The 25,123-nt window shown below is 61.2% G+C and carries 24 protein-coding genes and 1 pseudogene; 17 read left to right on the top strand and 8 right to left on the bottom strand.

Annotation, left to right across the window (positions count from 1 at the left end):
* The first annotated feature begins 181 nt into the window (after positions 1–181).
* Both D3M70_RS13560 and D3M70_RS13565 read left to right on the top strand, forming a co-directional pair.
* A complete protein-coding gene (locus D3M70_RS13560) occupies positions 182–1,717 on the top strand; it encodes an MFS transporter (RefSeq protein ID WP_120126252.1) in 1,536 nt (511 codons plus the stop codon).
* A gap of 140 nt (positions 1,718–1,857) precedes the next feature.
* The gene (locus D3M70_RS13565; protein WP_120126253.1) at positions 1,858–2,115 is read left to right on the top strand and encodes a DUF2790 domain-containing protein; all 258 of its coding nucleotides are present in this window, start codon (positions 1,858–1,860) and stop codon (positions 2,113–2,115) included.
* Positions 2,116–2,300: 185 nt separating this feature from the next.
* On the opposite strand, the gene D3M70_RS13570 is transcribed toward D3M70_RS13565, so the two are convergent.
* On the bottom strand, positions 2,301–3,437 hold the full coding sequence (locus D3M70_RS13570; protein ID WP_120126299.1) for a glycerate kinase: 1,137 nt from the start codon (positions 3,435–3,437) through the stop codon (positions 2,301–2,303).
* Between the two features lie 246 nt (positions 3,438–3,683).
* The gene (locus tag D3M70_RS13575; protein ID WP_120126254.1) at positions 3,684–4,769 is read right to left on the bottom strand and encodes a sugar diacid recognition domain-containing protein; all 1,086 of its coding nucleotides are present in this window, start codon (positions 4,767–4,769) and stop codon (positions 3,684–3,686) included.
* 169 nt (positions 4,770–4,938) lie between these two features.
* On the opposite strand from D3M70_RS13575, the gene D3M70_RS13580 reads away from it, so the two are divergent.
* From D3M70_RS13580 to D3M70_RS13590, 3 genes are read left to right on the top strand one after another with little or no spacing between them, the layout of a single operon-like run.
* On the top strand, positions 4,939–5,196 hold the full coding sequence (locus D3M70_RS13580) for a type II toxin-antitoxin system RelE/ParE family toxin (protein ID WP_120126255.1): 258 nt from the start codon (positions 4,939–4,941) through the stop codon (positions 5,194–5,196).
* A complete protein-coding gene (locus tag D3M70_RS13585) occupies positions 5,177–5,503 on the top strand; it encodes a helix-turn-helix domain-containing protein (RefSeq protein WP_120126256.1) in 327 nt (108 codons plus the stop codon). Before D3M70_RS13580 ends, D3M70_RS13585 begins: the two co-directional genes overlap by 20 nt.
* Positions 5,504–5,543: 40 nt before the next feature.
* Positions 5,544–6,692: a carboxylesterase gene (locus D3M70_RS13590; protein ID WP_120126257.1), complete on the top strand. Its 1,149-nt coding sequence runs from the start codon at positions 5,544–5,546 to the stop codon at positions 6,690–6,692.
* Positions 6,693–6,971: 279 nt separating this feature from the next.
* Here the strand turns inward: D3M70_RS13590 and D3M70_RS13595 are convergent, their stop codons facing one another.
* The gene (locus tag D3M70_RS13595) at positions 6,972–7,685 is read right to left on the bottom strand and encodes a FadR/GntR family transcriptional regulator (RefSeq protein ID WP_120126258.1); all 714 of its coding nucleotides are present in this window, start codon (positions 7,683–7,685) and stop codon (positions 6,972–6,974) included.
* A 345-nt stretch (positions 7,686–8,030) separates the two neighbouring features.
* Between D3M70_RS13595 and D3M70_RS33170 the strand changes: the two genes are divergently transcribed.
* The 6 genes and pseudogenes from D3M70_RS33170 to pncA all read left to right on the top strand — a co-directional run.
* On the top strand, positions 8,031–8,618 hold a 588-nt coding region (locus tag D3M70_RS33170), incomplete at its 3' end, for an MFS transporter (protein ID WP_256659837.1).
* Position 8,619: 1 nt separating this feature from the next.
* Positions 8,620–9,337 (top strand): annotated as a pseudogene (locus tag D3M70_RS33175) (MFS transporter); the annotation flags it as partial.
* 75 nt (positions 9,338–9,412) lie between these two features.
* A complete protein-coding gene (gudD, locus tag D3M70_RS13605; RefSeq protein WP_120126259.1) occupies positions 9,413–10,756 on the top strand; it encodes a glucarate dehydratase in 1,344 nt (447 codons plus the stop codon).
* Positions 10,757–10,899: 143 nt separating this feature from the next.
* Positions 10,900–11,553 carry a DUF1345 domain-containing protein gene (locus D3M70_RS13610; protein ID WP_120126260.1) on the top strand — a complete coding sequence of 218 codons (654 nt, stop codon included), beginning with the start codon at positions 10,900–10,902 and terminating at the stop codon, positions 11,551–11,553.
* A gap of 200 nt (positions 11,554–11,753) precedes the next feature.
* The gene (locus D3M70_RS13615; protein ID WP_120126261.1) at positions 11,754–12,719 is read left to right on the top strand and encodes a D-2-hydroxyacid dehydrogenase family protein; all 966 of its coding nucleotides are present in this window, start codon (positions 11,754–11,756) and stop codon (positions 12,717–12,719) included.
* Between the two features lie 29 nt (positions 12,720–12,748).
* A complete protein-coding gene (gene pncA, locus D3M70_RS13620; protein WP_120126262.1) occupies positions 12,749–13,423 on the top strand; it encodes a bifunctional nicotinamidase/pyrazinamidase in 675 nt (224 codons plus the stop codon).
* Between the two features lie 147 nt (positions 13,424–13,570).
* Here pncA and D3M70_RS13625 read toward each other — a convergent pair whose 3' ends face one another.
* A complete protein-coding gene (locus tag D3M70_RS13625; RefSeq protein WP_120126263.1) occupies positions 13,571–14,056 on the bottom strand; it encodes a GNAT family N-acetyltransferase in 486 nt (161 codons plus the stop codon).
* A 164-nt stretch (positions 14,057–14,220) separates the two neighbouring features.
* Between D3M70_RS13625 and D3M70_RS13630 the strand changes: the two genes are divergently transcribed.
* The 3 genes from D3M70_RS13630 (at position 14,221) to D3M70_RS13640 (ending at position 17,375) form a co-directional block, all read left to right on the top strand.
* A complete protein-coding gene (locus D3M70_RS13630) occupies positions 14,221–15,129 on the top strand; it encodes a formate/nitrite transporter family protein (RefSeq protein WP_120126264.1) in 909 nt (302 codons plus the stop codon).
* 193 nt (positions 15,130–15,322) lie between these two features.
* Entirely contained in the window at positions 15,323–16,006 is a 684-nt protein-coding gene (locus D3M70_RS13635; protein WP_120126265.1) for a response regulator transcription factor, read from the top strand.
* A complete protein-coding gene (locus tag D3M70_RS13640; RefSeq protein WP_120126266.1) occupies positions 15,984–17,375 on the top strand; it encodes a HAMP domain-containing sensor histidine kinase in 1,392 nt (463 codons plus the stop codon). The genes D3M70_RS13635 and D3M70_RS13640 overlap by 23 nt, the downstream gene beginning before the upstream one ends.
* A 50-nt stretch (positions 17,376–17,425) precedes the next feature.
* Here D3M70_RS13640 and D3M70_RS31960 read toward each other — a convergent pair whose 3' ends face one another.
* The 4 genes from D3M70_RS31960 to D3M70_RS31965 form a co-directional block, all read right to left on the bottom strand.
* Positions 17,426–17,587, bottom strand: a complete 162-nt coding sequence (locus D3M70_RS31960) for a hypothetical protein (protein ID WP_165869790.1) — start codon at positions 17,585–17,587, stop codon at positions 17,426–17,428.
* A complete protein-coding gene (locus tag D3M70_RS13645; RefSeq protein WP_120126267.1) occupies positions 17,584–18,300 on the bottom strand; it encodes a zeta toxin family protein in 717 nt (238 codons plus the stop codon). Before D3M70_RS13645 ends, D3M70_RS31960 begins: the two co-directional genes overlap by 4 nt.
* 175 nt (positions 18,301–18,475) lie before the next feature.
* Positions 18,476–18,886 (bottom strand): hypothetical protein, encoded by a 411-nt coding sequence (locus D3M70_RS13650; protein ID WP_120126268.1) that lies wholly within the window; start codon positions 18,884–18,886, stop codon positions 18,476–18,478.
* A gap of 10 nt (positions 18,887–18,896) precedes the next feature.
* A complete protein-coding gene (locus tag D3M70_RS31965) occupies positions 18,897–19,169 on the bottom strand; it encodes a hypothetical protein (RefSeq protein ID WP_165869791.1) in 273 nt (90 codons plus the stop codon).
* Between D3M70_RS31965 and D3M70_RS13655 the strand changes: the two genes are divergently transcribed.
* From D3M70_RS13655 to D3M70_RS13665, 3 genes are read left to right on the top strand one after another with little or no spacing between them, the layout of a single operon-like run.
* Positions 19,105–22,347 (top strand): efflux RND transporter permease subunit, encoded by a 3,243-nt coding sequence (locus D3M70_RS13655; protein ID WP_120126269.1) that lies wholly within the window; start codon positions 19,105–19,107, stop codon positions 22,345–22,347. The genes D3M70_RS31965 and D3M70_RS13655 overlap by 65 nt on opposite strands.
* Positions 22,337–23,503, top strand: a complete 1,167-nt coding sequence (locus D3M70_RS13660) for an efflux RND transporter periplasmic adaptor subunit (RefSeq protein ID WP_120126270.1) — start codon at positions 22,337–22,339, stop codon at positions 23,501–23,503. The genes D3M70_RS13655 and D3M70_RS13660 overlap by 11 nt, the downstream gene beginning before the upstream one ends.
* Positions 23,487–24,902 carry an efflux transporter outer membrane subunit gene (locus D3M70_RS13665; RefSeq protein WP_120126271.1) on the top strand — a complete coding sequence of 472 codons (1,416 nt, stop codon included), beginning with the start codon at positions 23,487–23,489 and terminating at the stop codon, positions 24,900–24,902. The genes D3M70_RS13660 and D3M70_RS13665 overlap by 17 nt, the downstream gene beginning before the upstream one ends.
* The last annotated feature ends 221 nt before the right edge of the window (positions 24,903–25,123 follow it).

Raw genomic sequence — 25,123 nt, forward strand, 5'->3', positions numbered from 1 at the left:
GAAGCATAAGCCATCCCGGAATATCCTGTGTGCAGCGCGCAACATCTAGCGCAGCCAGGGGTGACGGCCGCCGCATCAGTGACAACGCCGCCGGCCATGCGGGCTGCTACAGAACAAAGCGCACCGAGAGAGATCACGCCTGGATATTAGCTGAAACCTAACAGCTGTCGGAGTTACCGCTATGCCTGCTCACAAACCCAGCCCACGCATGACGTTGCTGACCGCCTCCGGCGTGTGCGCGCTGATCGTGCTCGACACCAACATCGTCGCCGTCACCCTGCCGAGCATCGCCCGCGATCTGGGTGCCGGGTTTGCCGACATCGAATGGGTGGTCAGTGCCTACATGCTGGCGTTCGCCGCGCTGTTGTTGCCAGCGGGCAGTCTGGCGGACCGCTTCGGCCGCAAGAAGACGCTGCTCGCCGGGCTGACGCTGTTCATTCTCGCCTCGGTGGGCTGCGGCGCGGCACCGAATATCCTGTTTCTCGACATTGCCCGCGCCATCAAAGGTATTGGCGCGGCACTGCTGTTGACCTCGGCATTGGCGACGATCGGCCACGTTTTCCATGACGAAGTCGAACGGGCCAAGGCCTGGGCGTTCTGGGGCGCGTGCATGGGGGTGGCAATGACAGCCGCGCCCACCGTCGGCGGGCTGATCGCCGAACTAGTGGGCTGGCGCTGGATTTTCTACCTCAACCTGCCGGTCGGCCTGGTGCTGCTGGCCCTGGTGATGCGCAACATCGAAGAATCTCGCAACGAACAATCGGCGCGCCTCGATCCCTGGGGCAGCCTGTTTTTCAGTGCCAGTCTGCTGAGTCTGATCTGGGGCCTGATCGAGGCCAACCGGATCGGCTGGGACAGCCCGCTGACCTTTGCCCGCTTGTTGGGGGGTGGCCTGCTGCTGGCGCTGTTTTTACTGGCCGAACGTCTGCAACGGCGCCCGATGGTGGATTTGCAGCTGTTCAAGTACCCGCGTTTCATCGGCGCCTTGCTGGGCATGTTCGCCTACGCCTGCTGCGCCCAGGTCATGATGACGTTGTTGCCGTTCTACTTACAGAACGGCCTGGGTTTCAGTGCCATCGCTTCAGGGCTGGGCATGCTGCCTTTCGCGATCACAATGTTGCTGCTGCCGCGCATGGGGCCGAGGCTGTCTCGTCATCTTTCACCGGCGGCGATGATGGCGCTGGGGCTCACCCTGGTCAGCGTCGGCAATCTGTTGTGCGCATGGGCGACATCCATTGGCGGCTATCCTGTCTTCGCCTTGGCCATGGCTGTCACGGGGGCCGGCGCTGGCCTGCTCAATGGCGACACGCAGAAAAACATCATGGCCTGCGTACCTCGCGAGCGCACCGGCATGGCGTCGGGTATGAGCACCACCATGCGTTTCAGTGCGATCATGCTGGCGGTCGGCGTGTACGGCGCGCTGCTTGCCAGCCACACGCTGGACGCGCTCGACCTCAACCTGCGCAACACCGCGCCGGACTGGCTCGATCAGGCCCAATACATAGCGTCCCGAGTCGTGGCCGGTGATATGAACGCTGCCTTGCAAGGCGTCAACGCAGGGGCGCGGGAGGTGGTCCAGCCACTGGCGCAACAGGCCTTCGTCACAGGCTTCGGCTCGGTGTTGTGGGTCGCCGGATATGTCGGGTTGTTCGCCGCCGCGCTGGTGGGGACGCTGATGCGCAAACCGATTCCGGTGATGCAGCTTAAGGTGGCTTGATCCCACGGCCAATCTCCTGTGGGCGTGGCGTCGGTCATCGAGGATTGCGAATCTTTAGGTATCGGCGATGGAATAACCTTTCCCGTGCTTCGTCATACGGGCTCAAGAAAGTCATTCCAGCCGATATGAAGGAAGCCTCCATGAAAACCACGTTGATTGCCCTGACCCTGACCGCCGTGAGCGCATTCACCCTGACTGCCAACGCCGACATGAAGAACATGCCGCAGGTTCAGGAATACACCTACGGCACCAAGGTCGACATCGCCGAAGTGACCAAGACCCCCAACCTGAATTTCTGCGGCGTTCGCCCGGTGGATCTGGGTTACGTCGACCACATGGGCAAGGCGCACACGCTGCGCTACGAAACCAACGGCAATGCCTGCCTGGGGGATAATTGATACACCGCCTTCACCCCCTCACGAGACGGGCTGCTTGCGAGGCGGCATTGAAATCCCGACCTGGCGTGGACTGCGTCCGGACGATCACGCCTGGTCAGGTCAGGTACTTTTGTGCAGCATGGCAGACCGCATTCGCGACCCTCGTAACCTCGGATTGCTCCTACAGAGATCGCGGTGGCCCGCGATCAGCGCGCAGCCAAAGCCCATACCCGCGCCAGATCCCGTGCGCGATCATGCAGCAGGGTCGCGGCGTTGCGGCAGGCCTGTTCGAGGGTCATCGGGCCGCTGGTGAGGGCGAATGCGGCGCTGATGCCGTGCTCGTAGAGATCGGCATAACCGTCGCCCAAGGTCCCTGCCAGCACGATCACCGGCACATTTTTGCGCTGAGCGATCTTCGCCACCCCGAACGGCGTTTTGCCCCGCAGGGTCTGAGCGTCGAAACGGCCCTCCCCGGTGATCACCAGATCCGCCGCTTCCAGCGCCTCGGCCAGCCCTGTGAGGTCGGCCACCACTTCCACGCCCGGGCGGAACGAGGCATTGAGATACGCCTTGGCCGCAAAGCCCATGCCGCCTGCCGCGCCACTCCCAGGGTGTTCGCTTTCGTCCTTGCCCAGCACCTGCGCCGAGCGTTCGGCGAAATGTCCAAGCGCCGCGTCAAGCGCCAGCACCTGCTCAGGCGATGCGCCTTTCTGCGGACCAAAGATATGCGAAGCCCCCTGAGGGCCGCACAGCGGGTTGTTGACGTCGGCGGCGACTTCGAACTGCACGTCCTTGAGGCGCGAGTCCAGCCCGTCGATGTCGATTCGCTCCACCTTGCTCAGCGCCAGACCACCCGAAGGCAAAGGCTCATCGTTGCTGTCGAGAAAACGTGCGCCCAATGCGGCGAGCATGCCGGTGCCGGCGTCGTTAGTGGCGCTGCCGCCGATGGCCAGGATCACCCGTTGCGCCCCGGCTTGCAGCGCAGCGGCAATGAGTTCACCGGTGCCGTAGGACGTCGTGACGGTGGCGTCCCGTTGTTCGAGCGTCAGCAGTTGCAGACCGCTGGCCATGGCCATTTCGATGATCGCAGTACGGGTTTCGGCCACCCAGCCCCACTGAGCCTCGACGGGTTCGCCCAAAGGGCCGGTAACACGATTTTTCATCCATTGTCCGTCGCAGGCCGCCAGCACCGCCTCGATGGTGCCTTCACCGCCATCGGCCATCGGGCATTCGATCAGACGGGCATCCGGCCAGACTTCGCGCAGGCCGGTTGCGATGGCCTGGGCCACACCTTGAGCGCTGAGGCTGTCCTTGAAGGAATCCGGGGCGATGACGATTTTCATGTTGTTCTCCTTATCGATAGTCGCGATCTTCTCATCACTGCCTGAAATTTCCGCCAGCCCTTCGCACAATGGCTGAATCGGCGCGTTGTTCATACGAACAAAAATCCCGCGACCGCCCTCGCCGATGGACAGCCGTCAGGATATTGAGGCGTTGCTGCGCTCGGCGGACAAGGCGCTGGATCGCGCAAGCACATCACTCCTACAGTGGGTTTGGAGAGCAGACACTTGCGGGCAAGGCCATGGCGCTTACCTCGCCACCATCTGCATCCCCAAATACAGGCGCAGCACATCATCGGTGCGATAGGGATCGCAGCCGCTGACCTCGGCGATCTTTTCCAGACGATAACGCAGGCTGTTGCGGTGTATGCCCAACGCCTCAGCGCAGGCCTGACTTTCGCCGCTGTAATCGAACCAGGCGCGCAAGGTTTCGAGCAGTTGTCCGTTGCCTTGCAGCAGCCTCACGGGCTCGGCAACACCTTCGGCCAGCCAGTCGTGGCGATTGCGCCAGAACAGCACCGACAGCCGATGATTGGCCAGACGCAAAAGCTTGAGTTGGGGTTGAACATGGCGAGCGTAATCGAGCAGATCGCGAGCGGCGGCGCAGGCATTGCGCAAGGCTTCGAGATCGCTGGAAGGCTCGACCGTCGCCATTCGCCGCGCCGGCCAGCCCTGCTCTTCGAATTGCTCCAGCAGCAAGGCGTCGTCGCGGTCCTTGCCCGCCGCCCGACACCAATAGACCAGACTCGGCTCGCAGGACACGCACCAACTGTTGGCGTAACGGCCGTTGAGCCAGGCGGCAAGTTGCCCGGCGTAAGTCGTGTCGGCAGGTAGCTCGATCAATACCGCCTGACGCGGCAACTGCGGCTGCAAACCCAGCTGCTCGGCCTCCTCCACAAGATGCTCCGCGCTGTCGCCCAGCAGCAAGCGCGACAGCAAATCCTCACTGCGCTGATGCCGCCACTGCTGATCGGCCTGCTGACGCCGGTGTTCCATCAACATCTCGGCGGTCATCTTCACCAGCTCGGCGTAAACCCGCACCTCGTCAGGTTCGCCGGTGATGCCCAGCACACCCACCAGTTTCCGATCGAGCATCAAGGGCAGATTCACACCGGGCCGCACACCGCTCAACTGCCTGGCGGTATGGGAGTCGATCTCCACCACCCGGCTGTTCGCGAGCACCAGCTGCGCGCCCTCATGCCGCGTATACAACCGCTCCGCCTCACCGCTGCCAATGATGATCCCCAGGTAATCCATCACATTGACGTTGCACGGCAAGATCGCCATCGCCCGATCAACGATGTCCTGGGCCAGGGCATGATCAAGGGCAAACATAAGGCACCTCCGGCGAGCGCGGGGATTGAAGGTTCATACACATCACGACTTGTTTTTGTTGGTGGGGGGAGTCTGCCTGATTATTGGAGCGAGTGCGATTGACCGCTAGCATGGTCAGCTCACTATAAGTAATATCCAGAAAAGGCTTATTGAATCCTTATAGGGACGCATGAACAAAATCGCCTGGACAAGGAAGGCCGTGAAGCAACTGCTGAAATTGCACGCACAGCATCAGGTTCAGATTCGGGATGCCGTGACCCGACTGGAAACAATGCCAGATGTCATCAACGTCAAGAAATTGATCAACCACAGTCACGGTTACCGGTTGCGAGTTGGGGATTATCGGGTGCTGTTCGATTGGGAATCAGGTATCAAAATCGTCAGTGTTCAGGAGGTAAAGAAACGTGATGAGCGTACCTACTCATAATGTTCAGATCATTAACGGTCCCGACGGCAAGCCTGCCTTCGTGGTCATCCCCTATGACGAATACGTCAACCAGCATGGTGGAAATGACCTGATCCCCCACGAAGTTGTCAGCCAGATGGTCGACGGTGCAACACCCATTCGCGCCTGGCGCGAGTATCTGCATCTGACTCAGGAAGAAGTCGCTCGGCGGTTGGGAATTTCGCAACCGGCTTACGCACAGCAGGAATCCGTCGCAAAGCCACGTAAGCTGACTCGCGAGAAAATCGCGAAAGCATTCGGAATACGTGCCGACCAGCTGGATATCTGAAACGACTTTTAATTCTCACTATTGGCTAGCGGACCTCAACTTGCGCCTTCTCCACCTCGCCCTACTGCTGTCGCTGTCGACCCTGCAAGCCTGCGCGTCCGGCGATGCGCCGCTGGGGCAGGCGAGTTTTGTCGAGTATCGCCAGCAGACGCTCGCCTGGATGCAGGCAAACCGGACCTTTCAGACCGACGACCATGGCGCCGAGCTTGAATGGAATGCACCGCGGGAATGGCGACCGAATGGGGTTGCCAAGCGAGGCATTTTGCTGGTCCACGGCCTCGGAGATTCGCCGTTTTCGTTCAACGATGTCGGGCAGAGGCTGGCTGATCAGGGGTTTCTGGTGCGCACGGTGCTGCTGCCGGGACATGGCAGCAAGCCTTCGGACATGCTCGATGTGACCCTCAGGCAATGGCAGGAAGTCGTGCGCGAGCAGTCGCAGATCCTGCAGCGCGAGGTGCCGGAGGTTTATCTGGGCGGGTTCTCGACCGGGGCGAACCTGGTGCTGGACTACGCCTATGAGCATTCTGACATCGCCGGTCTCGTGCTGTTTTCGCCCGCATTCCGACCGGAAAACACCTACGCCTGGCTGACTCAATACATCGGCTGGTTTCGCCCTTGGCTGGCGAAGCCAGACGATGGTGTCCGGCCGATGCAGACGCCGGTTCGCTACCTGAATGTGCCCACCAATGGCTTTGCCCAGTTCTATCGCAGCGCGCTGCTGGCGCAGGACCACATCCAGCAGCGGCCTTACGACAAGCCGGTGTTCGTCGCCATCACTCAGCATGATTCGGTGCTCGACACCGCCTATGTGCTGGACACTTTCAACACCCGTTTCAGCCACCCGCGCAGTCGTCTGATCTGGTACGGCGACACCCCGGCGCCCGCCGCCAGGACGCCTCGGGTGCTGGTGCGCAATGACTATCTGCCGGAGTACCGAGTCGCCCAGTTCTCGCACATGGGGCTGATGTTCTCGCCCGACGACGCGCTGTACGGCAAGGATGGCAAGCAGCGCATCTGCTGGAACGGGCAGCAGGCCGAGGACATGCGCAAGTGCCTGAACGGCGAGCCGGTGTGGTATTCGGACTGGGGCCATCGCGAACCGGGGAAGGTGTTTGCACGGTTGACGTTCAATCCGTATTTCGAGTGGCAGATGGGGGTGATGATGGGGGTTTTGGGGCCGGCCAACTGACCCGCCATGACGCAACGATTTGAGATGTTCGCCAGTCTGCTTCTGGCCGAAAGGCGTGGGCTGATCATCAAATCATCATGCCCTCTGGTAGACCTGCTTTTGATTCTTGATCGTTCCCACGCTCCGCGTGGTAACGCTGCGATTGAGGCTCCGCGTCAACGGGGACGCGGAGCGTCCTGCGAGGCATTCCCACGCTGGAGCGTGGGAACGATCATCAATCTGACACACCGCCTTCGCCAGCAAGCAGGCTCTCACACCTTTGGTGTTGTACCGAGCCGCTCACTCTACCGGCGCCAGCCGCTCGCGGCTGTTGCTCAGATGCGTCCACATGGCTGCGCGGGCAGCGTCCGGGTCTTGTCGGCGAATTGCGGCCAGGATCGCCTCGTGTTCGAGGTTCGCCAGATAGGCGTGATGGGTAAGACTGCTCCCCGCCCTTTCGCTTGATGCAATGCGACTGCGGGGAATGACGGCAGTGCCCAGGTTCTGCAGGATTTCGACGAAGTAGGGATTGCCCGTCGCCTCAGCGATCAGCAGATGAAAGCGCCGGTCGGCCTCCACGCAACTGTCCTCTTTGGCGAGCAGGTCCTGATAGTCGTCCAGCGCCAGACGCATGGCCGTCAGTTGTGCCTGCGTCCTGCGCTGGGCTGCCAGCGCCACGGCCTGCGTTTCAAGACCCATGCGCAGTTCGATGATGTGCCGCACGCTGAACGCCGTCTCCACTTTCAGGCTCAGGCCACTCTGTTCCGAGCGTTGCAGCACGAAGGTGCCCTTGCCCTGATGGGTTTCCACCAGTCCTGACGCCTGTAACTTGGAAATCGCCTCGCGCACCACGGTTCGGCTGACACCGTGCTCGCGGACGATCTCGCTTTCAGAGGGCAACTTGTCACCCGGTGCAATGGAGCCCATCAAGATGCGCTGACTGAGATCGGTCACCAGATCCGTCGCCAGGTTGTGTTGCCGTCGTTTGGGTAGCGTTCGTTCAGGGGCCTGCATGGGAAGTTGTCCGATCAGTGACAGGATCAAGGCCGAAAACAGCGTCGGCCCACTTGTATTTTTTCAACCTGACAGGCTTGAACAAGCGTTCACCCGTTATCGTGAAAAACGGCACTGGCTGTGTGCTAACCCCTCATAAATCCAAGGCCAAACGCCTGCCAACCCACTTATCCAACTTGTCAGACAGGCAAGAATATTCCGTCGAAAAATTTCCCACAAGCCCCGCAAAATCGCTTGCGGAGCGCAGCCGGACTTGTATGATGACTGGCAACAAGGCGCACACACCTTGTCACACACATTAGAAGTGACAACCCGCATAAAAATAATCAGTGGGAGTTAATCAGAGTGAACACATCCTCATCACGGGTGGGTGACGCCCCGGATTCCGCGTTGCAGTCGGCGGTCTCCAAGGTCAAACGTCACATCCTGCCGCTGTTCGTCATCATGTTCATCGTCAACTACATCGACCGGGTCAACATCGGGTTCGTCCGTAGTCACATGGAGCATGACCTGGGTATTGGCGCTGCCGCCTACGGCTTCGGTGCCGGCCTGTTCTTCATCGCTTACGCGCTGTTCGAAGTCCCCTCCAACATCCTGCTGCAAAAAGTCGGCGCCCGTATCTGGCTGACCCGGATCATGTTCACCTGGGGTCTGGTTGCCTGCGGCATGGCTTTTATTCAGACCGAAACCCACTTCTATATCCTGCGTTTCCTGCTGGGTGTGGCCGAAGCCGGTTTCTTTCCGGGCGTGATCTACTACTTCACCCGCTGGCTGCCTGGCGTCGAACGCGGCAAGGCCATCGCTATCTTCCTCAGTGGCTCGGCCTTCGCGTCGCTGATCTCCGGCCCCCTCTCCGGCCTGCTGTTGCAGATCGAAGGTCTGGGGTTCCACGGCTGGCAGTGGATGTACTTCATCGAAGGCATGTTCTCGGTGNCGATGCCAAATGGCTGAGCGCTGCCGAGAAGGACGCACTGGTCAACGCCATCGATGCCGAGCAGAAGGCACGTGAAGCCGCGAACCCGGTCAAGCTGACCATCGGCAAGCTGCTCAAGGATCCGCAAATCATCCTGTTCTGCCTGATGTACTTCTTCATTCAGTTGACGATCTACGCCGCCACCTTCTGGCTGCCGAGCATCATCAAGAAAATGGGCGACCTGAGCGACTTCCAGGTCGGCCTGTTCAACTCGATCCCCTGGTTCATCGCCATCGTCTGCATGTACGGTTTCGCCGCCCTGTCAGCGAAATGGAAGCACCAGCAAGCCTGGGTCGCCACCGCGCTGTTGATCGCCGCCGCCGGCATGTTCATGTCCACCACGGGCGGTCCGGTGTTCGCCTTCGTCGCCATCTGCTTTGCAGCCATGGGGTTCAAATCGGCTTCCTCGCTGTTCTGGCCAATTCCCCAGGGTTATCTGGATGCACGGATCGCGGCAGGCGTCATTGCTCTGATCAACTCGGTGGGCAACCTGGGCGGCTTCGTCGCGCCGACTACCTTCGGCATCCTCGAACAGCAGACCGGCTCGATCCAGGGGGGTCTGTACGGCCTCACCGCCACCTCGATCATCGCGGCGATTCTGGTCTTCACCGTCCGCACCACGCCCAAACCCGGCGCGGTCCCAGTGGCCAAGGTCGATGCCGCACACAGCCATTCCTGACGCTCTGAACCTCAACGCCCTGAACCTCGTTTTGACGGCGCCCTTGTGGCGCCCTGTAAACCCAAGGATTTAGCCATGACCACACAGCACAACGGCAGCACTCCAGTCATCACCGAGATGCACGTCATCCCGGTTGCCGGCCACGACGACATGCTGCTCAACCTGAGCGGCGCTCACGGCCCGTATTTCACCCGCAACATCGTGATTCTGAAGGACAACGCAGGCCACACCGGTGTCGGCGAAATCCCAGGCGGCGAGAAGATCCGTCAGACGCTGGAAGATGCTCGCTCGCTGGTGGTCGGCAGCACCATCGGCAACTACCAGAAGATCCTCAATGACGTGCGCCGCACCTTCGCCGAGCGCGACTCGGGCGGTCGTGGCCTGCAGACCTTCGACCTGCGCATCACCATCCATGCGGTGACCGGCATCGAGGCCGCCGTGCTCGACCTGCTCGGTCAGCATCTGGAAGTGCCGGTCGCGGCCCTGCTCGGCGAAGGCCAGCAGCGTGACGAAGTGAAGATGCTGGGCTATCTGTTCTACGTCGGAGACCAGAAGAAGACCAACCTGCCGTACCGCACCGAGAACGATGCCGACAACGAGTGGTTCCGCGTGCGTCACGAAGAGGCGCTGACCCCTGAAGGTGTGGTGCGTCTGGCCGAAGCGGCCTTCGCGCAATACGGTTTTGAAGACTTCAAACTCAAGGGCGGCGTGCTCAGCGGTGATGCCGAGATCGAAGCCGTCACTGCGCTGGCCGAACGCTTCCCGAAAGCGCGCATCACTCTCGATCCGAACGGCGCCTGGTCGCTGAAGGAAGCCATCCGTCTGTGCCGCGATCAGCACAAGGTGCTGGCTTACGCCGAAGACCCGTGCGGCGCTGAAAACGGCTATTCGGGCCGCGAAGTCATGGCCGAATTCCGCCGTGCCACCGGCCTGCGCACCGCCACCAACATGATCGCCACCGACTGGCGTGAAATGGGTCACGCGATCCAGCTGCAATCGGTGGACATCCCGCTGGCCGACCCGCACTTCTGGACCATGCAGGGTTCGGTGCGCGTGGCGCAGATGTGCAACGAGTGGGGCCTGACCTGGGGTTCGCATTCCAACAACCACTTCGACATCTCGCTGGCGATGTTCACCCACGCCGCCGCCGCTGCACCGGGCAACATCACCGCCATCGACACCCACTGGATCTGGCAGGACGGTCAGCGCCTGACCAAAGCGCCGCTGCAGATCGTCGGCGGCAACGTGCAGGTGCCGAAGAAGCCGGGCCTGGGCGTCGAAATCGACATGGACCAGGTGGCCAAGGCCCACGAGCTGTACAAAGGCATGGGGCTGGGTGCGCGCGATGACAGCGTCGCCATGCAGTTCCTGGTGCCGAACTGGAGTTTCAATAACAAGCAGCCTTGCCTGGTGCGCTAAGCGCCGGGGCTGTTTGCAAACCGATCCACGTTAACTGCCATATGGCGACCGGCGCGTAACCCCTTGCGCGCCGTTTTTCTTCCCCCGCTCCTTCGACTTCGGCGTGCTAAGGTTCGCGCATATCGCTGCCGTGAAGTCCTCCAATGTCCCACCTGACTCAGACTCACCCTCGCCTGACCATCGCCATCGGCTTTGGCTTCGTTGCCGGTATCGCCTGCGCCTTCATCGCACCGGGCATCACCGTGACCAGCAAATGCCTGATCGCCTGGAACGTCGCAGTGTGGATCTATATGGCGCTGATCATGGTGCGCACTTTCAAGTCCAATGCCGAGGATGTGCGGCGCATCGCCGAAGTCGAGGATGAAAACGCCGGACTGGTGCTGGTGGTGGTGTGCGTCGCGGCGATTGCCAGCCTGGCCGCCATCGTCCTTGAGCTGCAAGGCATCCAGGGAATGTCGTCCAGCGACAAGGCCACTCATTACGCGTTCACCGGCTTCACCATCATCGGTTCATGGCTGGTCACCGGGGTGATTTTCAGCCTGCATTACGCCCGGTTGTTCTACACCTGGAATGGCGACGACGCGGCCCTGCGCTTTGCCGATGGCGAGCAGAACCCGGATTACTGGGACTTCCTCTACTTTTCTTTCACCATCAGCGTGGCCGTGCAGACCTCTGACGTGGGGGTCGCGACGCGGGATCTGCGCAAAGTGGTGCTGGCGCAGTCGCTGATCGGGTTTGTGTTCAATACCTCGATTCTGGGTTTCTCGATCAATATCGCGGCGGGTTTGTTTAACTGATGTGAAGCACGGACGCTGATACCCCTGTACCAGCACGGCTTGCCGGCGGTGGCGATTCCACTGCCGCCACTGCCGGCAAGCCGTGCTGCTACGGAGGTATCTCGCCCGGTCAGTCACCTTCAGGGATTCCACTCAAAGACGCTCAGGCGTACTGTGAGCGCCACAAAACCAATGTGTTCCTTGAAACGAGGCCTACTGAAATGACTCAGGGTTCCGCGCTGAGAATCGCCGTGCTCGATGACTGGCAATCCGTTGCCCAGGACGTGGTGGACTGGACTGTCTTGAACACCATCGGCGAAGTCAGCTTTCTGCATGACTATCCCGCCGACACTGCGACCATGGTCGCTCGCCTCAAAGGCTTCAACGTGATCTGCGTGATGCGCGAACGCACGATCTTCGATGAGGCCCTCCTCAGCCAGTTGCCCGACCTCAAACTGCTGGTCACCGGCGGCATGCGCAATGCCGCCCTGGATCTGCAAGCCGCTGCGCGTCTGGGCATTACCGTCGTCGGCACCGAAAGCTATAAATACGCCGCCCCCGAGCTGACCTGGGCGCTGATCATGGGCGTCACCCGCAATATCGTCGAGGAAGCCAATTCGCTGCGCGCCGGCAATTGGCAGATCGGTATTGGCAGCGATCTGTATGGCAAGACGCTGGGGATCGTCGGCCTGGGCAGCATTGGCCAGAAGATCGCTCGTTACGCCCTGGCCTTCGACATGAAGGTGATCGCCTGGAGCGAAAACCTCACCGCCGAACGCGCGGCTGAACATGGCGTGACCTGCGTCAGCAAGCAAGAACTGTTCGAGCAGTCGGACGTGATTTCGGTGAATCTGGTGCTCAGTGATCGCAGCCGAGGGCTGGTGGACGCCGACGCTTTGAATCGCATGAAGCCGACGGCGTATCTGGTCAACACTGCACGCGGGCCGATTGTCGACGAGGATGCGCTGGTCGAGGTGCTCCGGCAGAAGAAAATCGCGGGGGCTGCACTGGACGTCTACAGCGTCGAGCCACTGCCTGCCGATCATCCATTCCGCAGCCTGCCGAACCTGCTGGCCACGCCCCATGTCGGTTACGTCACGGAGAACAACTACCGGATGTTCTTCAGTCAGATGATTGAAGATATCCAGGCCTGGCACGCGGGCGAGCCGATTCGGGTGTTTGCGTAGTCGCTGAAATCCATCAAAGGAACACGATGATGACCCACTCCCTCGACCTGTTGCCCTCCGATCCGCGCTGCGCACTGCTGGTCATCGACATGCAATATGACTTCATGCCTGGCGGTGCGTTGGCGGTGGCGGAAGGCGATGCGCTGGTGCCGCTGATCAATCGTCTCGGCGCGCTGTTTCACAATGTGGTGATCACCCAGGACTGGCACCCGGCCGGGCATATCTCGTTTGCCGCCAGCCACGCCGGTCGTGCGCCGTTCGACAGCATCACCCTGCCCTACGGCCCCCAGACGCTGTGGCCTGACCATTGCGTGCAAGGCACACACGGTGCGCAACTGCACAGCGAGCTGAACATTGCTCATGCGCAGTTGATCCTGCGCAAAGGCTGCAACGCCGGGATCGACAGCTACTCGGCGTTCGTCGAAGCCGACCGCACGACCCAGACCGGCCTTGCGGGGTATCTCAAGGAACGCGGTATCGACAGCGTGTTCGTGGTCGGCCTGGCCCTGGATTTCTGCGTCGCCTGGTCGGCGCTGGATGCACGGGCTGCCGGGTTCAACACCTGGATCATTGCCGATGCGTGCAAGGCCATCGACTTGAACGGTTCGCTGGACAGGGCGTGGCAGGATTTGCAAGCGGCGGGTGTCGTGCGGATTGAGAGTGCGGATTTGACTGGTTTAACTGATCAGGCACAAGCTCTGTAGCAGCCCGGCCGGGCGGCGTTCCGTTTACCGGCGGAGGCATCCTCATGGGCGCCATTTCCTGTAGCAGCACGGCTTGCCGGCGGTAGCGATTCAACGGACGTCACCGCCGGCAAGCCTGACTGCTACAGGTCATGCGGTGCTCTGTGGCTATTCGTTACCTAACGCAAACCGCTTCAACCTTTCCCCTTCCATCCGGTACCGCACCCACTCATCCTGCGGCTCAGCCCCGATGGATTTGTAGAAATCGATTGCTGGCTGGTTCCAGTCCAGCACGCTCCACTCGAAACGACCGCATCCAGTGTCATGAGCGATTTTCGCCAAGTGGCGCAGCAGCTGTTTCCCCGCACCGATGCCGCGCTGGGTCGCCGAAACGAACAGGTCTTCCAGGTACAGCCCCTTGCTCCCCTGCCACGTCGAGTAGCTGAGGAAGTACACGGCAAAACCAATCGGTTTGTCGTCCAGCAGGCAGATCAGCGCCTTGGCCGGCGACGGCTCGTCGAACAGGCTGCGCTCGATGTCGGCGACGTTGGCCTTGACCTCGTGCTCGGCTTTTTCGTAGATCGCAAGCTCGGTGATGAAGCCCAGAATCACGGCGGCATCGGCGCGGGTGGCGTCTCGAATATGAAGGGTCACAGTGGGGTCTCCCGGATCAGTAAAAAGGCCGCCGCACAGTGGCGAACGACGGGGAGCGGATTGTGTCTCAACCAACAGCGGTGCGCAGCCTGCAAATCGAAAACAATCACCTGCCCGCCCTTCTTGAACAGCAGGAACACCCCAGACCATCCCAGAGAACCCGCATGGACACTGAACACGACGGCAAGACCCCGGGCCTTACGCCCGAAGAAGAGCGCGACATCGACGAAAACCAACCGCCCCGTGCAGCCGTCCTGCACGAGACGATCCGCATGCAGGGCGATCAGGAACTGGAGCGCAATGTTGCGGCGCTGTTCTGGTCGGCGCTGGCAGCGGGGCTGACCATGGGCTTGTCGCTGATGGCCATGGGGCTGCTCAACTCTAGGCTGCCGGAGGGCGAGGCCTTCAAGGTGATCGCCAGCGTCGGCTACAGCGCGGGGTTTCTTGCGGTGATCCTTGCTCGCCAGCAGCTGTTCACGGAAAACACCCTGACCGCTGTCCTGCCAGTCATGACCAAACCCACGCTCAACAACTTCGGCCGCCTGCTGCGCCTGTGGAGCGTGGTGCTGGTCGGCAACCTGTGCGGCACGTTGCTGGTGGCGTACGTCATGCTGGAACTGCCGATCTTCGACAGCAAGACCGACGAGGCCTTTCTCGAGATCGGCCGCAAGGTCATGGAAAACGGCCCCACCCAGATGTTCGCCAAGGGCATCATTTCCGGGTGGATGATCGCGACCATGGTGTGGATGATCCCGTCCATGGAAAACGCCAAGGTGTGGATCATCCTGATGATCACCTACCTCATGGCGCTGGGGGACTTCACCCACATCGTGGTCGGCTCGGCGGAAGTGTCCTATCTGGTGTTCGCCGGCGAGCTGTCGTGGAAGGAGTTCTGGCTGGTGTTCGCCGGACCGACGCTGGGGGGCAACATTATTGGCGGAAGTTTTATCTTTGCGCTGATCAGCCATGCGCAGATCAGGAGTGAAAGTGGTACGCCGAAGAAACAGCCATCCCGCAACGAGAACCAGCCCGCGCAGGGTCGCAAAGCCAACCCCGAACGCGAAGGTTCATGAGAACTCTGTAGGAGCGCGCTTGCCCGCGACAGCGGTTTGTCAGTCAATACCTGGAACACCGGCAGCCTGCAATCGCGGGCAAGCGCGCTCCTGCATGGAGCCTGCGGGCTGAACTTAAATTATTTTTAAGAAATACCGACTACGTTTAAAGGCAAAATACAGCCTTCAGTCACTACGTGGTTCAGACATCCCAATGACCCGAATCCTGACAATCGAAGACGATGCCGTCACTGCCAAGGAAATCGTTGCCGAACTCAGCAGCCATGGCCTTCTTGTGGATTGGGTCGACAATGGCCGCGAAGGTCTGGTGCGTGCGGTGAGCGGCGATTACGACCTGATTACCCTGGATCGCATGCTCCCCGAGGTCGACGGACTGGCGATTGTCACCACCATGCGCGCCCTGGGCATCGCCACGCCGATCCTGATGATCAGCGCCCTGTCCGATGTTGACGAACGCGTCCGCGGACTGCGCGCCGGGGGCGACGACTACCTGTCAAAACCCTTCGCGTCCGACGAAATGGCCGCCCGTGTCGAGGTTCTGCTGCGCCGCAGCAACCCGGTGACCCAGGCCGAAACCATGCTCAGGGTCGCCGACCTTGAACTGAACCTGATCACCCGCGAAGCCAGCCGCGCCGGCCAGCCGCTGAACCTGCTGCCGACCGAATACAAGCTGCTGGAATTCCTGATGCGCAACAGCGGCCAGATCATCACCCGCATGATGATTTTCGAAGAAGTCTGGGGTTATCACTTCGACCCCGGCACCAACCTGATCGACGTTCACATCGGTCGCTTGCGCAAGAAAATCGATCCCCCTACCCTGACGCCGCTGATACGTACCGTTCGAGGCTCAGGTTATGTCATTGCCGAACCCGTCTAAGGGCTGGCGCTCCTCCAGCAGCCGTCTGCTGGCGCTTTACAGTTTCCTGTTCGTGGCCTGGAGCAGCATCCTCATGGGGGTGCTGTATTGGGAAGTCACCAGTTACCTGAACACCCTCGCCCGCCACTCGCTGATGCAGCGCCAGCAACTGTTTTCGCGCTTCGAAGGCGCACAACTGGACGACGCGCTGCGCACCAGCGACAAGTTCGACATCCGTTCGGTGGACGCCTACGGCCTGTTCGACAACGACCTGGCACCCATCAGCGGGCCGATACGCGAGATTCCGAAAGGGCTGAAACTGACGGGCGAGATCCAGGAGCTGGACACCTGCATCGACTCCGACGACCCCGACCTGCCGCGTGCCAGCTGCGATGCCGTGGCGATTCACACCCTGGACAATCGCTGGCTGATCCTGGTGCGCGACAACGGCTCGCTGTTCGCCGTGACCACGCTGATCCTGCGTGCGCTGTTGTGGGGCATCTCGCTGACGATCATCCCCGGCGCCCTGGGCTGGCATCTGTTGCGTCAGCGCCCGTTGCGGCGTATCGGTGCGATCCAGGCCAGCGCCGAAGCGATCGTCACGGGCGACCTGACCAAGCGCTTGCCGGTCTCGAACCGGCGCGACGAACTGGACATGCTGGCGGACATCGTCAACGCCATGCTCGATCGCATCGAGCGGTTGATGAACGAGGTCAAAGGGGTCTGCGACAACATCGCCCACGACCTGCGCACCCCGCTCACCCGACTGCGCGCGCAGTTGTACCGGATTCAGCAGCAATCCGCGGAAGACTCGCCGCAAGGTGAACAGATGGCTCAGGTCATCGCCGACGCAGACACCCTGATGGCGCGTTTCCGCGGGCTGCTCCGTATTTCAGAACTTGAAGATCATCAGCGGCGGTCGGCGTTCGGGCAGCTCGATCCGGTGACGTTGCTGCAAGAACTGCACGACTTTTACCTGCCATTGGCCGAAGAGGGTCGGGTCTCGCTGCAGCTGAAAGTGGCGCAGGACCTGCCGCTGGTGATCGGCGATCGGGCATTGTTGTTCGAAGCCCTGTCGAACCTGTTGAGCAATTCGATCAAATTCACCCCGCCCGGCGGTCAGGTGCTGATGATCGCCCGTGCCGAAGGCGACACCACCTTTCTCGAAGTCCAGGACACCGGCCCCGGCATCCCCGACGCCGAGCGCGAAGCGGTGTTCAAGCGCTTCTATCGCAGCGAGACCGGCAATCAGCAAAGCGGGTTCGGCCTGGGGCTGTCCATCGTCGCCGCCATCGTCAACCTGCATGGGTTCAAACTGCGCATCGGCAACAGCCCGTCCGGCGGCGCGAGCCTGGTACTGGAGTGTCGGCAGGTATTGGCGTTAGGGTGACCTGAACGACAAAGCCGCCCTGAGGGCGGCTTTGCTTGATCGGATTCACATCACATGTTGCGGGCTTTCTCGATGATTCGATCCTGCCGCTCCCACGCCTTCTTCATGACCTCCTGATAGACACGTTCCTTTTCTTCGGAGGTGGCGTTGCGCACGAAGTCGGAGAACGGCGTCGATTTCACCGTTTTGAGCTTCTCACTGGTTGCCATCATTCGATCCTCTTCTGGCTCAGCTTTCGTGCAAGCGTGTCCCGATCATAGGTTTCGGGAATATGGGTGTCAATTTGCTGAATATTTTCGCGGTAGGCCTTAGTCGACCCGTCTTCGTTTTTGATAAAAATGTCGACAGTTACGGAATGACCAAAGTTGAACTTCAGCTGGTTAACGACCTCCCTTGCAGCAAAATATTGGTGCACAAAGCCGTCAACTGGAATATTTCGCCCCTCAACCTTCTCGCGTGCCTGGACAAATTCCCATGCGCGCTCCGGATTTTGATAGACATACAGGACCAGCACAAACCGACTCCTATTCAGGGAGCGCTGGATATTGCGTGCGACAGTTTCGTAATTGGAAGAAGTACCATCCAGCAGAAACGATTGCTGTAGCCGCAAGGCCTCATCATGAACAGCCGAAACCAATACAGAAACAGCACGTTGAAAAAGAGAAGAGTTGCTCCCGGTATAACCTGGCAGCTCTGAACGATAGTTGTCGGGATCAATCCTCAAAACGCCTCCGCCAAATCGTGACAGAAACTCCAATGAGGCCTCCGTTTTACCTGCGCCCGGCGATCCAGCCATGAATACCGATACCGGCGAATCTTCAGACAGGAAGATCGATGGATCGGTCAACCTTCTCGCGATCTTTTTTCGATTGGCCTTGGCGAATACCACCGCCTCATCAGCAATACTTTGATCATCTGACTTCATGTCTCCAGCGTCCGTTTTTCGAGTTCATCAGAAGCGCGAATTATTCTTCACTACGCCAGTGATGACTATCCGACGCAACAAAACGAAACAGGACGCGTTGGAGACCATTCACAATAAAAACCATGACATTCCCGCCATGGGCTCAATAAAAACCATTGATGAAGGAAACGTCTGTTCACCCCGGCATACAGGTGAAATCCTTGCTATGCCCGATCTGGTGCCCCTGCGAGTCCTCAAGCTTGACCCGATACTCCTCACCCAGACTCGACTCCACCAGCTTGTAATGCTCGCCCGCCTTGAACTGGCTGTAATCGATCCCCGTCTCGCAATTCACCTGCCCGTCGTCACCATTGCCCTCCACGATCAGCTCCAGCTCAAGCGTGTGCGCCCCCGGCTTGACCTCGAAATAGCGACCGTCATTCAGGCGCTTGCCGTCCAGATCCTCGGCCATCAACACCCCGGAAGGCTCCTCCTGCAGCCCGATCCACGCCTCGCTCGGATCGGCCTTGGGCATCGGCCCGGCGCACGCCGACAGCACCGCAACGACACTCAACAGGGGAACAAGCAACAACGATCTGGCTTTCATGACGCACACCTCAGGCAGTGAAAAAGGAAGTGAAAAGAAGCCTTACAGACAGGCTGGACTTCGATGCGGCAAGGCTGCGCGCCGCCCCGATGAACAACAAATGAATCCCCCATGAAAGCTCCTTGTGCGCCGGACTAACGATTTGTTCATTTGGCTGAAAGCTGCCTGTTAGGCGCTCGCACCAAGACTGCGCTGATTCGAAATGGGAGGTTTGCGGCATGCTCGGGCTGGTCAAGACTGCATTGCTAAAGCCGTACACGTTCATCGTGTTGGCGATATTCATCTGTATTGTCGGGCCCATGGCGGCCCTCAAAACGCCTACCGACGTCTTCCCCGACATCGGCATTCCGGTGGCCGCCGTGGTCTGGCAGTACGCCGGGCTTTCACCGGACGCAATGGCCGGTCGCGTCATCTACACCTACGAGCGCTCGCTGAGCACCACGGTCAACGACATCGAGCACATCGAATCGCAGTCGTTGCCGGGCATGGGCATCGTCAAGATTTTCTTCCAGCCGGGGGTCGACATCCGCACCGCCAACGCGCAGGTGACAGCGGTTTCTCAAACCGTGCTCAAGCAAATGCCCGCCGGGATCACCCCGCCGCTGATCCTCAATTACAGCGCTTCGACCGTGCCTATCCTGCAAATGGCGTTCTCCAGCCCGACGCTGTCCGAAGCGCGCATTCGCGACCTGGTGCAGAACAGCATTCGCCTCCCCCTCAGCGCCGTGCCGGGACTGGCGATGCCAACACCCATGGGCGGCAAGCAACGGCAGATCACCCTCGACCTCGACCCCCAGGCGCTGGCAGCCAAGGGCCTATCGGCGCAGGACGTGGGTAACGCATTGGCCGCTGGCAACCAGATCATTCCGGTGGGCACCGCGAAGATGGGCACCGACGAATACACGGTGCTGCTGAACAACAGCCCCAAAGCCATCGATGAACTCAACGACCTGCCGATCAAGACCGTGAACGGCGCGTTGATCACCATCGGCCAGGTGGCGCACGTGCGCGACGGCTCGCCGCCGCAGACCAACATCGTGCGGGTCGATGGCCGCCGGGCAGTGCTGATGCCAGCGCTGAAGAACGGCAACATCTCTACCCTGTGCATCGTTGACGACATCCGCAACATGCTGCCGCTGATCAACGAGACCCTGCCGCCGGCGCTGAAGACCTCGCTGCTGGGTGATGCCTCGGTGTTCGTCAAGGAATCGGTGGGCAGCGTCGCTCGCGAAGGCATCATTGCCGCGCTGCTGACCAGCGTGATGATCCTGCTGTTCCTCGGCAGTTGGCGATCAACCGTGATCATTGCCGCGTCGATTCCGCTGGCGGTGCTGTCGGCCATCGCGCTGCTCTCCATCAGCGGCCAGACCCTCAACGTCATGACCCTTGGCGGGCTGGCACTGGCAGTGGGGATTCTGGTGGACGACGCCACGGTGACCATCGAAAACATCAACTGGCACCTGGAGCAAGGCAAGGCGGTCAAGGACGCGATCATGGACGGCGCACGACAGATCGTCGGCCCTGCGTTCGTCTCGTTGCTGTGCATCTGCATCGTGTTCGTGCCGATGTTCATGCTGCAAGGCATTGCCGGTTACCTGTTCCGGCCGATGGCGCTGGCGGTGATCTTCGCCATGGGCAGCTCGTTCCTGCTGTCGCGCACCCTGGTGCCGACCCTGGCGATGTTTTTGCTCAAGCCCCACGTGCTGGAAGCCGGCCCTGGCCATCACCCGGAAGACGCGTTCATCAATCACCACGAGGGTGATCAGCATGGCCGTCAGCGCAATGTTTTCCTGCGCAGCGCGCTGAGCTTTCAACAGGGTTTCGAGCGTCGCTTCTCGGCCATTCGCGATGTCTATCACGGCCTGCTGGGGGTGGCGCTGAAACGCCGCAAAGCCTTCCTTCTGGGTTTCCTGGCCTGCGTGCTGGCGAGCTTCGCGCTGTTGCCGAGTCTGGGCGAAGACTTCTTCCCCGCCACCGACGCCGGTGCCCTGTCGATGCATGTGCGCTTGCCGCTGGGCACGCGCATCGAGGAAAGCGCCGCCGCTTTTGACCGCATCGAACAGCGCATTCGCGAGATCATTCCGGCCAACCAACTGGACACCGTGATCGACAACATCGGCATCCCGCTCAGCGGCATCGACATGGCCTACAGCAGCAGCGGCACCATCGGCCCGCAGGATGGCGATATTCAGGTCACGCTCAAAGCCGATCACGCGCCTACCGCCGATTACGTCAAACGTCTGCGCGAAGCCCTGCCGCTAAGCTTCCCCGGCAGCCAGTTCGCGTTCATGCCAGCGGACATCAGCAGCCAGATCCTCAACTTCGGCGCCCCTGCTCCGCTGGACGTGAAAATCTCCGGGCCCAACGGTGACGCCAACCGCGCCTACGCGCTGGAATTGCAACGCCGCCTGCAGCACGTTCCCGGCATCGCGGACCTGCGCATTCAGCAGTCCACCGGTTATCCGTCGCTGCAAGTGGACGTTGATCGCCTGCGGGCGAAGCAACTGGGGATCACCGAAAAAGACGTGACCACCAGCCTCGGCGCGTCGCTGGCCGGCACCTCGCAAGTGGCGCCGACCTACTGGCTGAACCCGAAAAACGGCGTGTCGTACTCAGTGGTCGCAGCGACTCCGCAATACCGCCTGGACAGCCTGCCCACGCTGGAAGCCTTGCCGATAACCGGCAGCGACGGCCAGGCGCAGATTCTCGGCGGTCTGGCGACGATCAAGCGCGTCGACAGCCCTGCGGTGGTCACCCACTACAACATCCAGCCGACCCTGGACCTGTTCGCCAACGTGCAGGGCCGGGATCTGGGTGGCGTCGCCAAGGACGTGCAGAACGTCATCGACGACATGGCACATCTGCGTCCCAAAGGGGCGACGGTCAGCCTGCACGGCCAGATTGATGCGCTACATGAAGCCTTCAGTGGCCTGAGTCTCGGACTGCTGGGTGCAGTGGTGCTGATCTACCTGCTGATCGTGGTCAACTTCCAGTCCTGGATCGATCCGTTTGTGATCATCACTGCCCTGCCCGCTGCGCTCGCCGGGATTGTCTGGATGCTGTTCCTCAGCGGCACGTCACTGTCGGTGCCGGCATTGACCGGGGCCATCCTGTGCATGGGCGTGGCGACCGCCAACTCGATTCTGGTGGTGAGCTTCTGCCGCGAGCGCCTGGCCGAACACGGTGACGCGCTACTGGCCGCACTGGAAGCCGGTTACACACGCTTTCGCCCGGTGTGCATGACCGCGCTGGCGATGATCATCGGCATGCTGCCACTGGCGATCTCCCAGGAACAGAACGCCCCGCTCGGCCGTGCGGTGATCGGCGGATTGATCCTCGCCACCACCGCCACGCTGTTGTTCGTGCCGGTCGTCTTCAGCCTCGTGCACCGCCATTCGCAACCCAAATCAGCTGCCACCCAGGCAAACGCTACTGATGGAGAAACACCCCATGTCGTCTGAAAACGCGCCTTCGCGCAAACGCCTGATGCTGATCGGTGTCAGCGGCCTGACCCTGGCGGCGCTGTTGGTCGCCAACGGGCTGGCCGCGCGTACTCGCCATGAACGCGCCGTCGCCGCGTGGACCGAAACCCAGTCGGTGCCGGTGGTGAGCGTGGTCTCGCCTTCGCAGAATGCCCGAGGTGACACGCTGCAACTGCCTGCACGGCTGGAGGCCTGGAGCACGGCGTCGATCAACGCCCGGGTCAGTGGCTACCTGAAAGACTGGAGCGCGGACATCGGCAAACAGGTGCAAGCCGGTCAGGTGCTGGCGCAGATTGACAGCCCCGAACTGGATCAGCAACTGGCGCAGACCCGCGCCCATCTCGCGCAGCAACAAGCCACCGCACGCATCGCCGAAACCACTGCCGCGCGCTGGCAACACCTGCTGGCCACGCATTCAGTGTCGCAACAGGAAGTGGACGAAAAGGTCTCTGCCGCCGTCGCCGCGAAGGCCGACATGCAGGCCGCTGTCGCCGATTATCAGCGCCTGTCGGACCTGGCTGCCTACAAGACCATTCGCGCGCCGTTCAGCGGCACCATCACCGCGCGCAACACCGACATCGGCCAGTTGATCAAGGCCGACGATGGCGGCGGCACACCGTTGTTCAGCATGGCTGACACCCATCGCCTGCGACTGTACGTGCCGATTCCACAGAACTACGCCAGCGTGATTCGCCCCGGCATGCAGGTACAGCTGAGCGTGCCCGAGCACCCCGGAAAGACCTACAAGGCAACGCTGATGGGCGACTCCACCGCGGTCGATCCTCGCTCGGGCACGCTGCTCGCGCAGTTCGTGGCTGACAACCCCGATGGCGCGCTGTTACCCGGCGATTACGCCGACGCGACGCTGCCCATTTCAGCGGGTAGCCATGGCGTGAGCATCCCCGCCAGCGCGCTGATCTTCCGTGCCAAGGGCACGCAGGTGGCGACCATGGACAGCGGCGGTCATGTGCACCTGCGCAACATCCACATTGCCATGGACCTGGGGGACCGGCTGGTGATCGACCAAGGGCTTCAGGTCTCCGACAAGGTGATCGACAACCCGCCTGATGCGCTGCGCGAGAACGACGCCGTGCAACTGGCCGACGCCGGAGGTGAGCATGCGCCCAAGGCTTGAAGGTCTGGCCCTGATCATTGCGATGACGCTGCAAGGTTGTTCGTTGGCGCCGACTTATCACGCACCGACCGTTACAATGCCCGAGCATTACAAGGAGGCCGCAGGCCCTTGGCATCCGGCTCAACCTGCGGACCGGCAGCAAGCCCAGTGGTGGCAGGTGTTTCAGGACAGGCAACTCAATGACCTACAACAGCAACTGCTCAAGGCCAACCCCGATCTGGCGGCCGCCCTGGCCCATTACGATGCCTCGCAAGCTTACGCCAGCCAGTTGCATGCCGGACTGTTCCCGCAGGTCAACGCCAGCGTCGCACCGTTGCGCCAGCGTCAGTCGGATCGCCGGCCCCTGCGCGGCGACACCCAACCCTCGGTCTACAACAGCGACGCGGCCGGATTCAGCCTGAGTTTCGACCCGGACCTGTGGGGCAAGATCCGCAATCAGGTGGCCGCCGGTGACGCACAGGCCCAAGCCTCCGCCGACGATCTGGCGGTGGCCCGCCTGAGTCTGCAACGCCAGTTGGCCACCCTTTACGTGCAGGCCCGGGGGCTGGACGCGCAGAGCCGAATTCTCAAGAACTCGCTGGATGACTACACCCAGGCCCTGCAACTGACCCGTGATCGCTACGAAGGCAAGATCGCCTCGGAACTGGACCTGACCCGCGCCCAGAGCCAACTGGCCGAAGCCCAGGCGCAACTCGATGACGTGAAGGCCCAGAGCAACCTCAGCGAACACGCCATCGCCGAATTGGTGGGCATGCTCCCCAGTGACTTCGCGCTGATCCACGACGCGCAACCGCTGAAGCTGCCCGACATCCCGCAGGCTCTTCCCGGCGGTCTGTTGCAGCAGCGCCCGGACATCGCGGCGGCCGAGCGAAGGGTGTTCGCTGCCAACGCCAACATCGGCGTAGCGAAGGCTGCGTGGTACCCGGATTTCAGCCTGACCGGCTTGCTTGGTGGGCAGACTCAGGGCAGCGGCAATCTGCTTGCCGCCGCCAACCGTTACTGGGCGCTGGGGCCGCTGGTGAACCTGCCGATCTTCGACGGCGGCCGGCGCAACGCCAACGAACGCCAGGCCAAGGCCGAGTTCGAAGAAGCCGCCGCGCAGTACCACAGCCAAGTGCTCAAGGCGGTGCGCGAGGTGGAAGACAATCTGGGGCAGTTGCGGGACTTGCAGCAGGAGTCGCAGGATCAACAGGCCGCGGTCGATGCCGCGCAAAGTGCCGAACGCATGGCGATGAGCAGTTATGAAGCCGGGGCGGTCAATTATCTGGACGTGGTCACCGCCCAGACCACCGCCTTGCAGGCACAACGCCGATTGCAGGTGGTCGACACCAGCCGCTTGCAGGCCAGTGTCGGATTGTCGGTGGCGTTGGGTGGGGGGTGGAAATCCGGCAGCGAGTGACCCACGGTTTCCAGTCATCCGCACATCCTTATGGGAGACGCCGGGGTCACTACGGCGTCTCCCACAGAAATCGCGGTGTTGCAGGGCCTGGAACTTCCCCTCAGATATTTCGGGGCGGTGTCTGTAGGAAAACTCCCTGTCGAAATCAAAAATATCCTACGTCCTGCGACGCCTCAGGCAGCTACGCAACGCCTTGTTTTGACTGAACACTCCAGTCCCGA

The organism is Pseudomonas sp. LS-2, from assembly GCF_003605735.1.
Classification (GTDB): Bacteria; Pseudomonadota; Gammaproteobacteria; order Pseudomonadales; family Pseudomonadaceae; genus Aquipseudomonas.